This is a genomic window from Kitasatospora sp. NPDC022785 (assembly GCF_055561295.1).
The window spans coordinates 343460-359302 of sequence record NZ_JBVHHB010000003.1 but is presented as its reverse complement, the minus strand read 5'-3'; the positions used below and the strand labels follow the sequence as shown (position 1 = coordinate 359302).

General features: G+C 73.9%; 14 protein-coding genes. 5 read left to right on the top strand and 9 right to left on the bottom strand.

What is annotated here, in order from left to right; all coding sequences use genetic code 11:
- Window positions 1-131 precede the first annotated feature (131 nt).
- The gene (locus ACZ3YO_RS07270; protein ID WP_465565959.1) at window positions 132-311 is read left to right on the top strand and encodes a hypothetical protein; all 180 of its coding nucleotides are present in this window, start codon (window positions 132-134) and stop codon (window positions 309-311) included.
- 133 nt (window positions 312-444) lie between these two features.
- On the opposite strand, the gene ACZ3YO_RS07265 is transcribed toward ACZ3YO_RS07270, so the two are convergent.
- Entirely contained in the window at window positions 445-2163 is a 1719-nt protein-coding gene (locus ACZ3YO_RS07265; RefSeq protein WP_465565956.1) for a DUF2398 family protein, read from the bottom strand.
- Window positions 2164-2432: 269 nt separating this feature from the next.
- Here ACZ3YO_RS07265 and ACZ3YO_RS07260 point away from each other — a divergent pair, with 269 nt between their 5' ends.
- Window positions 2433-3164, top strand: coding sequence for a lysoplasmalogenase (locus ACZ3YO_RS07260; protein ID WP_465565953.1), 732 nt, complete (start codon window positions 2433-2435; stop codon window positions 3162-3164).
- Window positions 3165-3241: 77 nt separating this feature from the next.
- On the opposite strand, the gene ACZ3YO_RS07255 is transcribed toward ACZ3YO_RS07260, so the two are convergent.
- The 7 genes from ACZ3YO_RS07255 to ACZ3YO_RS07225 all read right to left on the bottom strand — a co-directional run bounded on the left by ACZ3YO_RS07255 (window position 3242) and on the right by ACZ3YO_RS07225 (window position 10897).
- Entirely contained in the window at window positions 3242-3853 is a 612-nt protein-coding gene (locus ACZ3YO_RS07255; protein ID WP_465544906.1) for a hypothetical protein, read from the bottom strand.
- A 152-nt stretch (window positions 3854-4005) separates the two neighbouring features.
- On the bottom strand, window positions 4006-4809 hold the full coding sequence (locus ACZ3YO_RS07250) for an exodeoxyribonuclease III (protein ID WP_465565950.1): 804 nt from the start codon (window positions 4807-4809) through the stop codon (window positions 4006-4008).
- Window positions 4810-4942: 133 nt separating this feature from the next.
- A complete protein-coding gene (gene ggt, locus ACZ3YO_RS07245) occupies window positions 4943-6745 on the bottom strand; it encodes a gamma-glutamyltransferase (RefSeq protein ID WP_465565947.1) in 1803 nt (600 codons plus the stop codon).
- 186 nt (window positions 6746-6931) lie between these two features.
- Window positions 6932-8038 carry an ROK family glucokinase gene (locus ACZ3YO_RS07240; RefSeq protein ID WP_465565944.1) on the bottom strand — a complete coding sequence of 369 codons (1107 nt, stop codon included), beginning with the start codon at window positions 8036-8038 and terminating at the stop codon, window positions 6932-6934.
- Window positions 8035-8844, bottom strand: a complete 810-nt coding sequence (locus ACZ3YO_RS07235; protein WP_465565941.1) for an ATP-binding cassette domain-containing protein — start codon at window positions 8842-8844, stop codon at window positions 8035-8037. Before ACZ3YO_RS07235 ends, ACZ3YO_RS07240 begins: the two co-directional genes overlap by 4 nt.
- Window positions 8841-9872 (bottom strand): ABC transporter permease, encoded by a 1032-nt coding sequence (locus tag ACZ3YO_RS07230; RefSeq protein ID WP_465565938.1) that lies wholly within the window; start codon window positions 9870-9872, stop codon window positions 8841-8843. Before ACZ3YO_RS07230 ends, ACZ3YO_RS07235 begins: the two co-directional genes overlap by 4 nt.
- On the bottom strand, window positions 9869-10897 hold the full coding sequence (locus ACZ3YO_RS07225) for a sugar ABC transporter substrate-binding protein (RefSeq protein WP_465565935.1): 1029 nt from the start codon (window positions 10895-10897) through the stop codon (window positions 9869-9871). Before ACZ3YO_RS07225 ends, ACZ3YO_RS07230 begins: the two co-directional genes overlap by 4 nt.
- A 358-nt stretch (window positions 10898-11255) precedes the next feature.
- Here ACZ3YO_RS07225 and ACZ3YO_RS07220 point away from each other — a divergent pair, with 358 nt between their 5' ends.
- Window positions 11256-12365 (top strand): alpha/beta hydrolase, encoded by a 1110-nt coding sequence (locus ACZ3YO_RS07220; RefSeq protein ID WP_465565932.1) that lies wholly within the window; start codon window positions 11256-11258, stop codon window positions 12363-12365.
- A gap of 67 nt (window positions 12366-12432) precedes the next feature.
- Here the strand turns inward: ACZ3YO_RS07220 and ACZ3YO_RS07215 are convergent, their stop codons facing one another.
- The gene (locus tag ACZ3YO_RS07215; RefSeq protein WP_465565929.1) at window positions 12433-14025 is read right to left on the bottom strand and encodes a PucR family transcriptional regulator; all 1593 of its coding nucleotides are present in this window, start codon (window positions 14023-14025) and stop codon (window positions 12433-12435) included.
- Window positions 14026-14449: 424 nt separating this feature from the next.
- Here ACZ3YO_RS07215 and ACZ3YO_RS07210 point away from each other — a divergent pair, with 424 nt between their 5' ends.
- Together ACZ3YO_RS07210 and ACZ3YO_RS07205 are read left to right on the top strand one after the other, a co-directional pair.
- Entirely contained in the window at window positions 14450-15337 is an 888-nt protein-coding gene (locus ACZ3YO_RS07210) for an FAD binding domain-containing protein (protein WP_465565926.1), read from the top strand.
- Complete coding sequence (locus tag ACZ3YO_RS07205) at window positions 15334-15822, top strand: (2Fe-2S)-binding protein (protein ID WP_396319974.1); 489 nt, start codon at window positions 15334-15336, stop codon at window positions 15820-15822. The genes ACZ3YO_RS07210 and ACZ3YO_RS07205 overlap by 4 nt, the downstream gene beginning before the upstream one ends.
- Window positions 15823-15843 lie beyond the last annotated feature (21 nt).

The following is a 15843-nucleotide window of genomic DNA, read 5'->3' as shown; positions in this document are numbered from 1 at the left end:
GCCGAGGCCCCGCCCGCGCCCCGGCGGGGCCGCTCACCTGCGGCCCTGTCGGCACGAACCGACGCCCGCCCCCCATCCGGACTTCACCCACGCGTAGCGATCGTTCACACCGCCCTGGAACGCTCCCTGACATGAACGCCAACCCTCCGGCGACCCTCCAGGATCCGCGCTTCCCGCTCCCCCAGCGGCACCGCCGCTACCTGGCCTGCGCCGCCGTCCTCGCCTCCATCGCCCTCGGCACCCTCGGCGTCGGCGCCACCGTCGAAACCGTCCAACACGGCCCGGTGACGGCGGCCACGGCCAGACGGTGATGTGACCGGGGACCTATGCACGCACGGTGGGGTGGCCGATATGGCCACGACCAGGAAGTACACCGTGACCCTGCCCGAGAAGCTCGCGGAGCAGATCGGACAAAGGTCGGCCCGGGCGAGTCCAGCCGTCATGTCACGCCCGCTGTTCCTCCCTCGGCCCGGCCGGGGCGGGGACCGTCACCGGCTGGTCCCGGCGGGAGTGGCGGCCGGTGCCCGGGGGCGGGAGGAGGTCGGCGGCGGGGGCGTAGCGGGCGGCGGGGGCGCGGAGGAGCCAGCCCGGCGGGCGGGTGCCGCGGGGGGTGGGGGTGAGCAGGCCCATCCGGTGGAGCAGGTCGAGGGTGTCGCGGCGCAGGGCGGTGCGGTCGGCGAGGTAGTCGCGGCGCCATCCGGCCGGGAGGCCGTACTCGTCGGCGATGTCGCCGAGGACGCCGTCTATCAGGGCGTCGGGGACCGGGACGTCCGCGTCGGTGGTCTCGCCCGGGAGCGGGCGGACCTCCTCGACCAGGCGCTCGACCAGCAGCAGGGCGGCCTGGGCCACGGTGCCGGGGCCCGGCAGCGCGAGGTCGGTGAGTTCGTCGGCGGGGTCGAGCAGGGCGACGCCCTCGGCCCGCACCTCGGCCTCCAGGCCGAGGAAGTCGGCGAGGGCGGCGGGGCCGGTGTGGTGGTGGTCACGGAGCCAGGCGCGCTGGTCCTCGGGCAGGTCGGCGGCGAGCACGGCCGGGGTCTCGGCGAGGCGGCGGCGGACGGCGGTGCCGGGATCGGCCTGGGTGGCGCGGCGGATCAGGTCGGTGGCGTCGGCGGCGAGGGCGGGTGGGCCGGCGGGGACGGCGCGGGCCAGCTCGCGGTCGACCGTCAGGACGGCGCTCTCCTCGGCCAGGTCGGCGGGTATGCCGTCGAGCACCTGCCACTCGGCGAGCGCGGCCAGGGCCGTGGCGAGGTCGGCGGGGGCGGCGCAGCGGTCCGGCCCCGGCGCGGCGGAGCGCATCGCGGCCAGCAGCCGGCCGAGCGGGAGCTGTTCGGGGGCGTCGACCAGCAGGGCCAGGGCGAGGGCGAGTTGGGCGTATCCGCCGGGGGTGAACGGGGCGCCGGTGCCGGGGTGTTCGAGCCGGCGGCCGGTGCCGGGGCCGAGGCCGGCCTTGCAGAGCCGGGCGTGCCAGGGACCGACCACGAGGCGGTAGCCGAGCAGGGTGTCGAACCGCTCGGTGAGCCAGTCACGGTGACGGCGGATCAGCGGGAAGCCCTCGGCGTGCGGCCCGGAGGCGGTGACCAGCGGGTGGGCCAGCAGCAGCCGGGCGGCGATCCGGCGCTCGGCGGCAGCGGAGCGATCCTGCGTCCCGGCGGCGGAGCGGGCGCGCTCGGGTTTGCGGTGCTTGCCGGGCGTACCCGGCTTGGCCCCTGAGAGGACGGCGGACGATGCGCCGGCGTCCCGCCGGGCCCGGCGCGGACCGCGCGCCGGGCGGGCCTCTCGGGCGCGCAGCGCGGCGGGCGCGTGCGCGGTGGGGCCGTGCCACCAGCTGACCTCGGCCTCGGCGGGGCCGGGTGCGGCGCCGGGGGCCGGCTCGGCGGGGACGCCGAAGTGGCGGGCGGGGTAGAGGCCGAAGGAGGCGGTGCAGAGGTCGTCGGCGGCCCCGGGACCGGCCTCGGCGAACCACTGGGCGAGCCGGAGCAGCCCGGGGTCGGGCGAGAGCCCGCCGGCGCCCGCGGCCGGGCCCGGCACCTGCGGAGCGTCAGGACCGGCTTCGCGTACGGCGACGACGGCGACGGTGGTGCTCCGCCCCGCCCCGCCCGTGCGTCCGTCCGACGTGCCGCCGGCCACCTGCGTGGTGTCGGCCGCGTACTCCTGCTGCTCCATGTCGTGGACCAGACTAGACGGTGGGCGCGGCCTCGGTGGCAGCAACCGGACCGGCGGCGGATCGGCCGCCCCACCGCCCGCCGAGCGCCGAGCCCCCGCCCGCCGACCGCCGCGCCCGCCGCCGCGTCACCCCGCGGGCACCGCCGGTGCTACGCGCCGGTAACAAGCTCTTCCCCGGCGCGGGCCCGGTCGCCTAGGGTGCGGACGAACGGGCCGCCGCCCCGGCGCCCGGGCCCCGCCCCACCCGGACCCCCGGAGGACACCGCCGCATGAGCATCCGTACGACCACCCGCGCCGTTCTCGGCGGCCGCGGACCAGGGCGCCTGCGCGCCGCCACCGGGCTGCTCACCGGCTTCGCCGCCACCTCGGCGGCCCACCTGGGCGCGCTCCTCACCGACACGCCCGTGCTGCGGCACGCCACCAAGCCGGCCCTGATGCCGCTGCTGGCCGCGCACAGCGTCACGGCCGCCACCGCGGCCGGCCGGGAGGTGCCGAAGCTGCTGGCGCCCGCGCTGCTGCTGAGCGGGGGCGGCGACGTGCTGCTGCAGCTCGGCGACGACACCGCGTTCCTGGCCGGCATGGGCTCCTTCGCGGCGGCGCACGTCTGCTTCGTGACGATGTTCGTCCGGCAGGGGGCGCTGACCGACCGGCGGCGGGCGCTGGTGGTCGCGGCCGCGTACGCCACGGCCTGGGCGACGATGGTGGGCCGGCTCTGGCCTGACCTCGGCGACCTCCAGGTCCCGGTGGCCGGGTACAGCCTGCTGCTCGCCTCGACGGCCGTCACCTCGGCCGGGCTGGGGTGGCGGACGGGCTTGGGCGGGGCGCTCTTCCTGCTCTCCGACACCCTGATCGCCACCAAGCTCGCGAAGTGGCGGGAGCTGCCGGGGCATCAGTTCTGGATCATGGCCACGTACATCCTGGCCCAGTACCTGCTGGCCACCGGCGCCCTGAGCGCCGAGGAGGACAGCGGATCCCCGCAGGCGCTGCCGGCCATCGCCTGAGCGGCACCCGGGAACACGACGGTGCCGCCGGACGTGACGTCCGGCGGCACCTTCGAAGCCGCACGCGCGGCGGCCCTTCAGGCGGAGTCGGCGCCTCCCCGCCGCCGCAGCAGCCAGAACCCGCCGATGCCGCCGATGACCAGCGCCGCGCCGCCGGCCAGCTCGGCCGGGTTGGCGGCGACCGAACCGCCCAGGCCGGTCTTCACCGCACCGTGCGGGGCGATCTGCTGGCTGCCCGCGCCCGACTGACCGAGCGAGCCGGCCCACTCCCCGGCCGCCTGGCCCCACTCGCCGAGGCTGCCGGCCGGCGACGACGTGGTCGTGGACGTGGTCACGGTGGTGACCGTGACGCTGGTGGAGAAGGCGGCTCCGTCGGGGCAGGTGCCGTCGACCTTGTTGTCGCCGCTGTTCTTGGCCGCCAGCCGGGCGGAGCCGGTGTGCTTGCCGTCCGAGCCGAGCGTGAGGGTGGCCGGGCCGCCCTCGAAGGCCTGGGAGTTGGCGGTGATGGTCTTGGCGTTGGGCTTGTCGGACTTCTCACAGGAGACCGTGACCGTCACGGTCTGGCCCGGTGCGGCCTGGGACGGGCTGACCGTGGCGGCGCCGTCCTTGGCCAGCGCGATGGGGGCCGTCAGGCCGGTCAGCACCGTCGCGCCGATCAGGGCGGCGGCGGCCGTACGCGTGGGGCGCATACCGGAACCTCCGGGATTCTCGGGCGCAGCCGGGGACTCCGATGTCCACGTGATCGAACAACTACACCCAGTCATTCCCCGACGCTAGGCACCCGGCCCCCGCCCGGCCACCGCTCTGGACCGTTCGGGGGACACACGCTACCGGGAGTGACTCAGAGGTCGAGGTCGACCACGACCGGGGCGTGGTCGGAGGTGCCCTTGCCCTTGCGGGCCTCGCGGTCGACGTAGCTGTCCGTCACGGCGTCGGCGAAGGCCTTGTTGGCGAGGGTGAGGTCGATCCGCATGCCCCGGTTCTTCGGGAAGGCCAGCTGGCGGTAGTCCCAGTAGGTGTACGGGCGGTCGTACTTGAGCGGGCGCGGCACGACGTCCTGGAGGCCCGCCTCGGCGAGGGCGGTGAGGGCTGCGCGCTCGGTGGGGGTGACGTGGGTGAGGCCCTCGAAGGCGGCGACGTCGAAGACGTCCTCGTCGGCCGGGGCGATGTTGAAGTCACCGAGGACGGCGAACGGGCGCGGGCCCGCGGCGTCCTCCAGCGAGGCCTGGCGCAGGGCCTCCAGCCACTCCAGCTTGTAGCGGTAGTGGGCGTGGTCGACCTCGCGGCCGTTGGGCACGTAGACCGACCAGACCCGGACCGGGCCGCAGGTGGCGGCGATGGCGCGCGGCTCGACGTCGGGCAGCAGGGCGTCGTCGGCCAGGTAGCCGGGCTGGCCCGGGAGGTCACGCACGACGTCGTCCAGGCCGATCCGGGAGACGATGGCGACGCCGTTCCACCGGCCGGTGCCGTGCGCGGCCGTCTCGTAGCCCAGCTCGCGCACGGGCTCGTACGGGAAGGCGTCCGCGGCGCACTTGAGCTCCTGGAGGCAGAGCACGTCCGGCTTGGCGCTCTCCAGCCATTCGAGGAGCTTGGGCAGCCGCGCGGTGACGGAGTTGATGTTCCAGGTGGCGATGCGGACGGTCACGGCGGGCGGCCTTCCCGGTGGTTCGGACGGGTGCTTCGGACGGAGGTCGGGACGGGTGGTTCGGACGACGGGCGGGCGCCCGGAAGGACGCCCACCCCGAATCTACCGCCGCCCACCGACAAACCGGCCGGCGTCAGGGTGCGGGCCGCACCACCGCCGCGGCGCCGCCGCCCCGGCGGACCGGTTCGGCGGCCGCCACCCAGCGGCCGTCCGGCAGGCGTTCGACGCCGGTCGCGGCGCCGATCTCGGGCGTGCTCGCGAACACGTGGCCGAGCGCCTCCAGCCGGGCCCGCTCGGGCAGGGCGAGGAAGGCCGGCTCGGCCTGGGTAGCGGCCGTGTTGCGCTGGCTGGCGCGCGGCGCGGCGATCGCCTGCTCCAGGCTCAGGCCCCGGTCGAGGCGGCCGAGCAGCACCTGGAGGGTGGTGGTGATGATGGTCGCGCCACCGGGCGAGCCGGCCGCCAGCACGGGCTCGCCGTCGCGCAGCACGATGGTCGGCGAGAGCGAGGAGCGGGGGCGCTTGCCCGGGCCGGGCAGGTTGGGGTCGGGCACCCCGGGGGTGAGCGGGGTGAAGTTGAAGTCGGTCAGCTCGTTGTTGAGCAGGAAGCCGCGGCCGGGGACGGTGATGCCGCTGCCGCCGGTCTGCTCCAGGGTGAGCGTGTAGGAGACGATGTTGCCCCAGCGGTCGGCGACCGTCAGGTGGCTGGTGCTGAGGCCCTCGTAGGGCTCGGCGGCGGGCGCCGGGCCGGCGCTCGCGCAGGCGGCCGGGTGGCGCGGGTCGCCGGGGGCGAGCGGGCTGGTGAGCGCGCGGTCGGGGCTGATCAGGCAGGCCCGGGCGGCCGCGTACCGCGCGGAGAGCAGCTCCTTCGCCGGCACGTCGTTGAAGGCCGGGTCGCCGACCCAGCGGTTGCGGTCGGCGAAGGCGATCCGGGAGGCGTCCAGGAAGTGGTGGTAGTACTGCGTGCCGTCGTACCGGCCGAGCTCGCCGTCCTCCAGGATGCCGAGCGCCTCGCCGACGGTGGTGCCGCCGGAGCTGGACGGGGCGATCGAGTAGAGGTCGTAGTCGCGGTAGGCGACGTGGGTGGGCTGCTGCCGGCGGACCTGGTAGCCGGCCAGGTCGGCGGCGTCCACCTTGCCGGGGCGGGCGTTGCGGCCGGAGGCCGGGTCCACCGGCGGGTGCTGGATGGTCCGGACGATGTCGCCGGCGAGGTCGCCGTGGTAGAGCGCCTTGGTGCCCTCCCTGCCGAGCTGCCGGTAGGTGGCGGCGAGGTCGGGGTTGCGGAAGGTGGAGCCGACGACGGGGAGGCTGCCGCCGGGCAGGAAGAGCTTCGCCGTGTCGGGGAAGTCCTTGAACCGGGCCTGGTTGAGCGCGGTCTGGTCCTGGAAGGTCTGGTCGACGGTGAAGCCCTGGTCGGCGATCCGCTGGGCGGGCCGCAGCGCGTCGGCGAAGGAGCGCTTGCCCCAGAGCCGGACGGCCGTCTCCCAGGTCGCCGGGGATCCGGGCACGCCGACCGAGAGCCCGCTGGTGACGGCGTCGGCGAACGGCAGCGGCGTGCCACCCTCCAGGAACAGCCCCTCGTCGGCCGTCCGGGAGGCGGTCTCCCGGCCGTCGATGGTGGAGACCCGCCCGCTGGCGTGGTCGTAGTAGACGAAGTACCCGCCCCCGCCGATCCCGGCCGAGTACGGCTCGGTGACACCGAGCGCCGCCGCGACGGCGACCGCGGCGTCCACGGCGTTGCCGCCCTTGCGGAGCACCTCGATCCCGGCCGCGGTGGCGTCGGCGTCCACGCTGGCCACGGCGCCGCCCCAGCCCACCGCCTGGGGCACCTTGGGCGGGGACTGCACTGGTGGTCCCGCCGCGCCGGCCGGCCCCGCGGCGGAGCAGACCAGGGCGGTGGCGAGCAGGAGCGGCGGGGCGATGCGGGCCAGAGCTCTCATCCGGAAAGGCCTCCCGAGTCGACGTCAACTCCGTTGTTTCACAGGAGCCATGGCCCCGACAACAGGGCCGCACGGCTACCAACGGGTAGTTGACACCTCGGCACCCGCACAGGGGAGGCCGGACCGGCCGGCCTCCCCGTGCGCGGCCCCGGCGCCGCGCGCCGGGCGGGAACGGTCGGACGCGCCCTACGGCACCGAGCGCTCCACCCGGCGCCGCTTGATGGTGCGGAAGCGGCGGGCGACCTGACGGGCGAGGTCGGCGGCGCCGACCAGGCCGGCCTCGTTGCCGAGGGCGGCGTGGACGATGGCCGCCTCGGGGCGGAAGCCGCGGCCGGTGAGGGTGCGGCGGAAGGCGGCGCGGGCGGGGGCGAGGAGGAGGTCGCCGGCCTCGGAGACGCCTCCGCCGATGACGAAGCGGCCCGGGTCGAGGGCGGCGGCCAGATTGGCGATGCCGACGCCGAGCCAGGTGCCGACCTCGTAGAGGAGTTCGGTGGCGGTCGGGTCGCCGGCCCGGGCGGCCTCGGTGACCAGCGGGCCGGTGATGCCCTCGACGGTGCCGCCGGCCCGGGCCAGCAGCGGCTGGACCACCGGGGACTCCTCGGCGACCAGTTCGCGGGCGTCGCGGACCAGGGCGTTGCCGGAGGAGTACTGCTCCCAGCAGCCCCGGTTGCCGCACGGGCAGCGGTGGCCGCCGGGCACCACCTGCATGTGCCCGAACTCGCCCGCCAGCCCGTACTTGCCGCGGTCGACGTAGCCGTCGCGGACGACGGCGCCGCCGATTCCGGTGCCGAGGGTGAGCATCACCATATGGTCTTCGCCGCGCCCGGCACCGAAGCGCCACTCGGCCCAGGCGGCGGCGTTGGCGTCGTTCTCGACGATCACCGGGAACCGCAGCCGCTCGCTGAGCGCCTCCTGGAGCGGCTCGTTGCGCCAGTTGAGGTGCGGGGCGAAGAGCACCTTGGAGCGGTCCGCGTCGACCCAGCCGGCCGCGCCGATGCCGACGGCGTGGACGTCGTGCCGGTCGGCGAGCCGGAGCACCAGCTCGACGATGACGTCCTCGACGATCTTGGCGCTCTTGCTCTTGTCGGGGGTGTCGGTGCGCAGCTTCTCCAGCACCTTGCCCTCGCCGTCCACCACGCCCGCGACGACCTTGGTGCCGCCGATGTCGACGCCGATGGTGGGCAGCCGCAGGAGGCCTGCGGGCAGGGCGCGGCGGCGGCGCTCGGCGCGCGGGCCGAGGCCGAGCAGGGTGGGCAGGACCGGCGGCCGGGTGGCGGCGTTGGGGCTGGTCACGGCTGCGGGCGCTCCTCTGGGGTGTCGTCGGACTGCGGTCGGGCGAGCTCGTGCGAGAGTTCGGCGAGGTCGGAGCCGCCGGCCATCTCGGTGATGAGCTGTTCGAGGCCGATCTCGGCCCGGGGGTGGCTGCCGGCCATCCGGCCCCGCCGGAGCAGGGTGAAGTGGTCGCCGACCAGGTACGCGTGGTGCGGGTTGTGGGTGATCAGGACGACCCCGAGGCCGGCGTCGCGGGCGGCGGTGACGTACTTGAGCACCACGCCGGACTGCTTGACGCCGAGCGCGGCGGTCGGCTCGTCCAGGATCAGCGCCTCGGCGCCGAAGTGCACGGCGCGGGCGATGGCCACGCACTGGCGCTGGCCGCCGGAGAGGGTGCCGATGGGCCGGTCGACGTCGTGCAGGTCGATGCCCATCCTGGCGAGCGCCTCGCGGGTGGTGGCGCGCATCCCGTCGGCGTCCAGCCGCAGGCCGCCCCAGCGCTTGTACCCCTGCTCGGATCCGAGGAAGAAGTTCCGCCAGACCGGCATCAGCGGGACCACGGCGAGGTCCTGGTAGACGGTGGCGATGCCGCGGTCGAGGGCCTGGCGCGGGGAGTCCAGGCGGACCTCCTCGCCGCCGATGGTGTAGGTGCCCTCGTCGTGCCGGTGCAGCCCGGCGATGATCTTGATCAGGGTGGACTTGCCGGCGCCGTTGTCGCCGAGCACGCAGCTGATCTCGCCGGCCCGCAAGGTGAGCGAGACGTCCTCCAGTGCGCGGACCGTGCCGTACGTCTTGCCGACGCCGACGAGTGAGAGCAGTTCGGTCATCGCGGTCCCCTCTCGGCGCGGCGCTTGACCCAGGAGTTGAGCAGGGCGGCCATCAGCAGCATCGCGCCCAGGAAGAACTTGAACCAGTCGGGGTTCCACTGGGCGTAGATGATGCCCTTGCTGACCATGCCGAAGATCAGCGCGCCGAGCGCGGAGCCGGCCACCGAGCCGTAGCCGCCGGTGATCAGGCAGCCGCCGATGACGGCCGCCACGATGTAGATCAGCTCGTTGCCGACGCCCTCGCCGGACTGCACGGTGTCGAAGGAGAAGAGCAGGTGCTGGCCGAGCACCCAGGCGCAGAAGCCGACGCCGAGGTAGAGCACGGTCTTGGTCCGGGCGACCGGCACACCGACCGCGCGGGCCGCGGCCGCGTCGCCGCCGACCGCGAAGATCCAGTTGCCGAAGCGGGTGCGCAGCAGCACCCAGCTGCCGATCACCAGCAGGCCGAGCCACCACCAGACGGTGGCCTTGATCGTCAGCCCGCCGGCGGTGACCTCGGAGGCGAACAGCCAGCGGCAGGAGGCGAAGCCCTCCATGTCGGAGATCGGCTTGGTGGAGACGGTGCCGGAGATCAGCTTGGTGACGCCGAGGTTGGCGCCGGTGAGCATCAGGAAGGTGCCGAGGGTGACGATGAAGCTGGGCAGCTTCGTCCGGCTGAGCATCCAGCCGTTGAAGCCGCCGACGGACAGCGTGACCGCGAGCGAGACCACCACGCCGACCCAGGTCACGGCGGTGAGCTGGTAGCTGACCATGGACGAGGTGAGCGCGGCGGTGGTGACCAGCACGCCGGCCGAGAGGTCGAACTCGCCGCCGATCATCAGCAGCGAGACCGGTACGGCCATGATTCCGATGGTCGACGCCGCGTAGAGCACGGTGCCCAGCGAGGAGACCCGCAGAAAGGGTTCGGCAACGGCGGCGAAGACCAGGAAGACGGCGGCGGCGGCGATCAGCGCGCCCAGTTCGGGCCGGGCGAGCAGCCGCCGCAGCGCCGCCGGGCGGTCCTGGGCGAGCAGGTCCGTGGTGCTCAACGCGTCCCCCTCGCGACGTACTCGGCGAGCGCGTCGGCGTTGTCCTTGGTGAGGATCTGCGGGCCGGTCAGCACCGGCTTGCCACCGCCGAGCATGTCGAGGTTGGAGCGGTAGAGCCAGAGCAGGTCGACGCCCTCGTACCCCTGGAGGTACGGCTGCTGGTCGACGGCGAAGCCGACGCTGCCGGACTTCAGCCCGGCGACCACCTGCGTGCCCAGGTCGAAGGTGTCCAGCTCGACGGTCCGGCGGGCGTCCTGGATGGCCTGGAGGCCGGTGGCGGCCATCGGGCCGGAGAGGGTCAGCACGGTGTCGACGGCCGGGTCGGCCTGGAGCTTGGCGGCGACGGCGGCCCGGGCGTCGGGCATGTTGACGCCGTCCACGTAGAGCACCTGGAAGGCGGCGCCGGCCAGTCCGGCGCCAGACCGGGCGCCGGAGCAGCGCTGCTCCTGGCCGACGTTGCCCTGCTCGTGGATCACGCAGAGCACGTTCTTGCGCCCGCGGGCGGCCAGCTCGGCGCCGGCGGCCTGGCCGGCGGTGGACTCCTCCTGGCCGATGTGGGTGAGCGCGCCGAACCTGGCGGAGTACTCCTGGCCCGAGTTGATGGTGATCACCGGGATGCCGGCGGCCTTGGCCTTGCCGAGGACGTCGCCGAGCGCGTCGCCCTTGGCGAGCGTGACCAGCAGGCCGTCGACCTTCTGGTCGATGGCGGCCTGGACGAGCTGGACCTGGTTCTGGGTCTGCGCGTCGTTGGAGTACAGGAAGGTGATGTTGTCCTTGGCCGCAGCCTGCTCGGCACCCTTGCGCACGGTGTCCCAGAAGGCGTCGCCGGCGCCCGCGTGGGTCACCATGGCGACCTTCCAGCGCGGGGTCGTGACGGCGCCGCCGGCGGCGGCCGAGGCCTTGGCTCTGGCCTGCTCGGCGCGGAGGCCTCCGGTACTGCTGCATCCGGCGACGGCCGCGAGCAGGGCCAGGGCGGCGCAGACGGGCCAGATCCGGCGGGATGCGCGAAAACGGGTTGTGCTCATGACCATAGTCTCGCTGCCCGCTCGTGGGGCGATTGCACCGCCTCGCCCGCCGGCCGGCTCCGTACGGGCGGTATCGTGCCCTGGCGGGGGGCGATCCTGGGAGCCGGCTGGGCGCATCGTCCGGGCGCGGGCCGTCAGGGTGGCAGACTAGGGCGGACCTGAAAAGGGATCATCACGGAAACGTGATGTTCCTCTCAGGTTCCGCACAGATTCGGATGGCAACCGATCCCCGTTCCAGGCCGTCCGATGCCATTGGAGCGAGTTCCGGGCGAGTGGGGCCCGGGACGGCTTTGAACCCGGATACGAGAACTTGATGCAACTGACAGGCACGCCATTCTTCCTCTGCACGGTCATTCTCGTGCCGATCTCCATCGCAGCGGCCCTGCTGCTCTGGGGCAAGGTGCGCGGACCCCGGCCGCTGCAGATCCTGTCCCGGCTGGCGATGATCGTCTTCTGCCAGGTCACGGCCGTGCTGATGGTTTTCGTCATGGTCAACAACGCCAACCTGATCTACGGCAGCTGGGACGACCTGCTCGGCACCGGCAAGCACGTCCGGGCGGTGCCCTCGGTGCCGCCGGCCGACCCGGGCACCGGCGGCACGGCCGGCCAGGCCGGTGGCCAGGCCGGCAGCGGGGACGCCAAGCAGCCGCCCAAGGTGACGCAGCAGTTCCGGGGCGTGGACGACCCGAAGGTTCCGAACGACGTCCAGAAGACCGACCTCAAGGGCCAGGTGTCCGGCGTCGACGGCGAGGTGCTGGTCTGGCTGCCGCCGCAGTACCACGACCCCGCGTTCAAGGACAAGAAGTTCCCGGTCGTCGAGCTGATCCCGGGCTTCCCGGGCTCCTCCTCCACCTGGTACGGCACCCTCAAGGTCTCCGAGCAGCTCAAGCCGCTGATGCAGCAGGGCAAGGTCGCCCCGTTCATCCTCGTCTCCCCGCGCACCCTGCTGCTGGGCAACAGCACCGACGCCGGCTGCACCGACGTGCCCGGCAAGGTCAACGCGGACACCTGGCTGACCCGGGACGTCCCGCAGATGGTGCTGGACAACTTCCGTGCCGACGCGGCCCCGGACCGCTGGGCGGTCGCCGGGTACTCGGCCGGGGCCCACTGCGCCACCAAGCTCGCCCTCGCCCACCCCAACCGCTACCGGGCCGGCGTCAGCCTCTCCGGCTACAACGACCCCGCGACCGAGAAGGACTCGCTGGTCGGCAAGGACCAGAAGCTGCGCGAGGCGAACAACCCGGTCAACATCGTCAAGAACGCCGCCCAGCCGCCGAAGGTGGCGCTCTACATCTCCGGCAACAAGGGCGACGGCTACGAGGACGGCCAGGCCATCGCCGCGGTCGCGAAGGCGCCGACCACCGTGCAGGTCCAGGAGACCACCGGGCCGCACTCCAGCGACGTCTGGAAGAACATGGTGCCGGGCGTCTTCGAGTGGATCACCGGTCTGATCCCCGCCCAGCCCTGACGGAGTGTGACGAAGGGCCCGCCGCGATCGTCATCGGCGGGCCCTTCGGCGTCAACGCCCCACGGGATCAGGCCAGTTCGAGGGCCAGGTAGAAGTCCACCCGGTCCTCCAGCCGGGAGAGGTCCCGGCCGGTCAGCTCCTCGATCCGGCCGATCCGGTAGCGCAGCGTGTTGACGTGGACGTGCAGTTGGGCGGCGCACCTCGTCCACGAGCCGTCCGAACGCAGGAACGCCTCCAGGGTGCGGACGAGGTCCGCCTGGTGCTCGATGTCGTAGGCGATCACCTTGTCCAGCAGCCGGCTGCGGAACGCCCGGCGGACCTCGTCCGGGACGGCGGCCAGCAGCAGCACGTGCGAGGCCAGCTCCTCCGGACCCGCCACACAGACCCGGCCGACCCGGGCGGCGGCGATCCGGCGGGCGTGCCGGGCCTCCTCCAGGGCGCCGCGCAGGCCGCCCGCCTCGGACGCGGGGGCGGAGACGCCGAGGGTGATCCGGCCCTCCGAGCCGAGGCCGGCCTCCAGCGGGGAGAGCAGCTCGCGCAGCGTGTCGGCGGGCACCGTGCTGTCCAGCGCGGGCAGCACCACGACGGCGCCGGTGCCGGCCCCGGCGATCAGCGCGCGGTCGGTCGTCCCGCCCAGCGCCTCCTCCAGGACGGACCGCACCGTCCCCTCCGGCAGGCCCGTCCCCTCGGCACTGAGCACCAGCCAGGAGCCGTCCTGCGCCTGGGGCTTGGGCTCGGCGTTCTCGTAGCGGGCGGCCATCGCCGAGGAGGCGTACAGCGTGCGGCTGATCTCGGCCGGGTCCGCGTCGCGGTGGAGCAGGGTGAGCACCTCGTCGGCGAGGCGGCGGCGCAGCCGGCGGCCCTCGTCACGGCGCTGCCGCTCGGCGGCGACCAGCCGGGCCAGGTTCTCGGCGAGCTGCTGGCGCTTGCCGGTCCACTCGGTGACGTCGCCGGCCACCGCGAGCATCCAGTCGGCGAGCGGGGACTCGGCGTCGGGGGTGGCGGAGGCGGGTAGCAGCGAGTACGAGCCGGTGAGCAGCCGGGCCCGGTGCGGAGGGCGGCGGCGCTGGCGCTGGGCGCCGAGGTGGGCGCGGACCAGCTGGTCGCGGTCCTCGGCGGAGAGCCGGTCGGCCGGGCCGGCGATCACCGCGCCGGTGGGGGTGAGCACCCAGCAATCGAGGTCGAGGTCGCCGCCGAGCAGGTCGAGGACGGCGTCCAGGCCGCCGCCGCCGGCCGCGGAGACCAGCAGGCGGTGCCGGTCGACCAGGGCCGCGAGGTCGGCGGCGCGGTCGGCGGAGACCTGCCGGCCGATGAACTCGGTGACGGTGCCGAAAGCGATGTCGTCGGGTACCGCCAACAGGGGCATGCGGTGGCGCCGGCAGGCCTCGACGAGGTCCTCGGGGACGGGGCCGACCTCGGCCTCCCCGGCCGCGAGGGCGACCGCGCCACCGGCCACGATGGTCCGCACGAACCGCTCGGAGTCGGCCGGCCCGGTGCGCCAGAGCATGCCGGTGAGCACCAGCTCGCCGCCGTGCAGGTAGCGGCCGGGGTCGTGCAGGTCCGTGGTCATGACGCCGCTGACCTGGCGGTCCAGCTCTTCCTCGGCCGCGAGCAGGCGCAGTCGCGGGGCTCCGGGGGCGAGCAGGTCACGGACACGCATCCGGGACTCCTATCGGGCTGGGGGGTGAGGTGGTGGGGGCCCGAGCGCTCGGTCCGGGGAGACAGTGTGCCCGAACATCTGTGCTCGGCGTTACGTACCGACCGGCGCCGGGATCACGGGGCCGTAGCTTGGAAATCACGGCCGGATTACGGTCGTAGGTAGCACCCGGTGAACGGCTGGGCTGCGAGATTGTCCGCCTTAGAGGAACGTACAGGATGCCGGGCGGGACCACAGCCGGGGCTTCATGCCATCGGTGACTGCCAGTGGGCCCCGTCACAGAGGTTCACTGGCCACACGCCGCCGGACACATCCCGGTGACCAGGATCCGACGCCGAGGCAACGAAGCGGTTTGCGAGGTCCGAACACCGAGTTCCGGGCACTGTGCCCACCCGTCCGGCCGGCGACGACTTGAGGAGACACCCGCATGGAGTTCCTTCGGCCCGCTACCTGGGACGAGGCACTCGCGGCGAAGGCTGAGTACCCGACCGCGCTGCCCATCTCGGGCGGTACGGACGTCATGGTCGAGATGAACTTCGACGTGCACCGGCCATCCGCGATTCTCGACCTGAACCGCATCACCGAGCTCACCGAATGGTCGAACGACGGCGACGTCGTCAAGCTCGGCGCCTCGGTCCCCTACACCCGGATCATCGACGAGCTGTCCGGGCCGCTGCCCGGCCTGGCCCTGGCGGCCCACACCGTCGGCTCGCCGCAGATCCGCAACCGCGGCGGCGTCGGCGGCAACCTCGGCGGCGCCTCCCCGGCCGGCGACGCGCACCCCGCGCTGCTGGCGGCCGGCCGTGACGTGTTCGTCGAGGCGGCCTCGGTGCGCGGTACCCGGCTGATCCCGATCGACGAGTTCTACGTCGGTGTGAAGCGCAACAGCCTGGAGCCCGACGAGCTGATCCGGGCCGTGCGCATCCCCGTCGCGGACGGCCCCCAGCAGTTCTCCAAGATCGGCACCCGCAACGCCATGGTGATCGCGGTCTGCGCCTTCGGTTTCGCCCTTCACCCGAAGAACGGCACCGTCGGCACCGGTATCGGTTCGGCTGCCCCCACGCCGCGCCGCGCCGTGGAGGCCGAGGAGTACCTGCAGGGTGTGCTCGCCGAGCGCGGTCTCTGGGAGTCCGGCGACCTGCTGGGCGCCGAGGTGATCCAGCAGTTCGGCGAGCTGGTGAAGGCGGCGGCCTCGCCCATCGACGACGTCCGCGGCACCGCCGACTACCGGCGCCACTCGCTGGCCGTGATGGCCCGCCGCACCCTCACCTGGTGTTGGAACGACTACAGCAAGCAGATCAGGAGCGCGGCATGAGGGTCACTTTCACCGCCAACGGCAAGCCGGTCGAGGCCGACGACGTGTGGGAGGGCGAGAGCCTGCTCTACGTGCTGCGCGAGCGGGTCGGCCTCCCGGGCTCGAAGAACGCCTGTGAGCAGGGCGAGTGCGGCTCCTGCACGGTCTACCTCGACGGGGTTCCGGTCTGTTCCTGTCTGGTCGCCGCCGGCCAGGTGCAGGACCGCGAGGTCCGCACCGTCGAGGGCCTGACCGACGAGAACGGCGAGCTGGGCCTGGTCCAGCAGGCGTTCATCGACGCCGGGGCCGTCCAGTGCGGCTTCTGCACCCCCGGCCTGCTGGTGCAGACCGACGCCCTGCTGGAGAACGACGCCCAGCCGAGCGACAACGACATCCGCGAGGCGCTGTCGGGCAACCTCTGCCGCTGCACGGGCTACGAGAAGATCATGGACGCGGTGCGGCTGGCTTCCGCCCGCAAGTGCGCCGGTAAGGGGACTTCCGCATGAGCGAGCGACGCGAGCGAATCA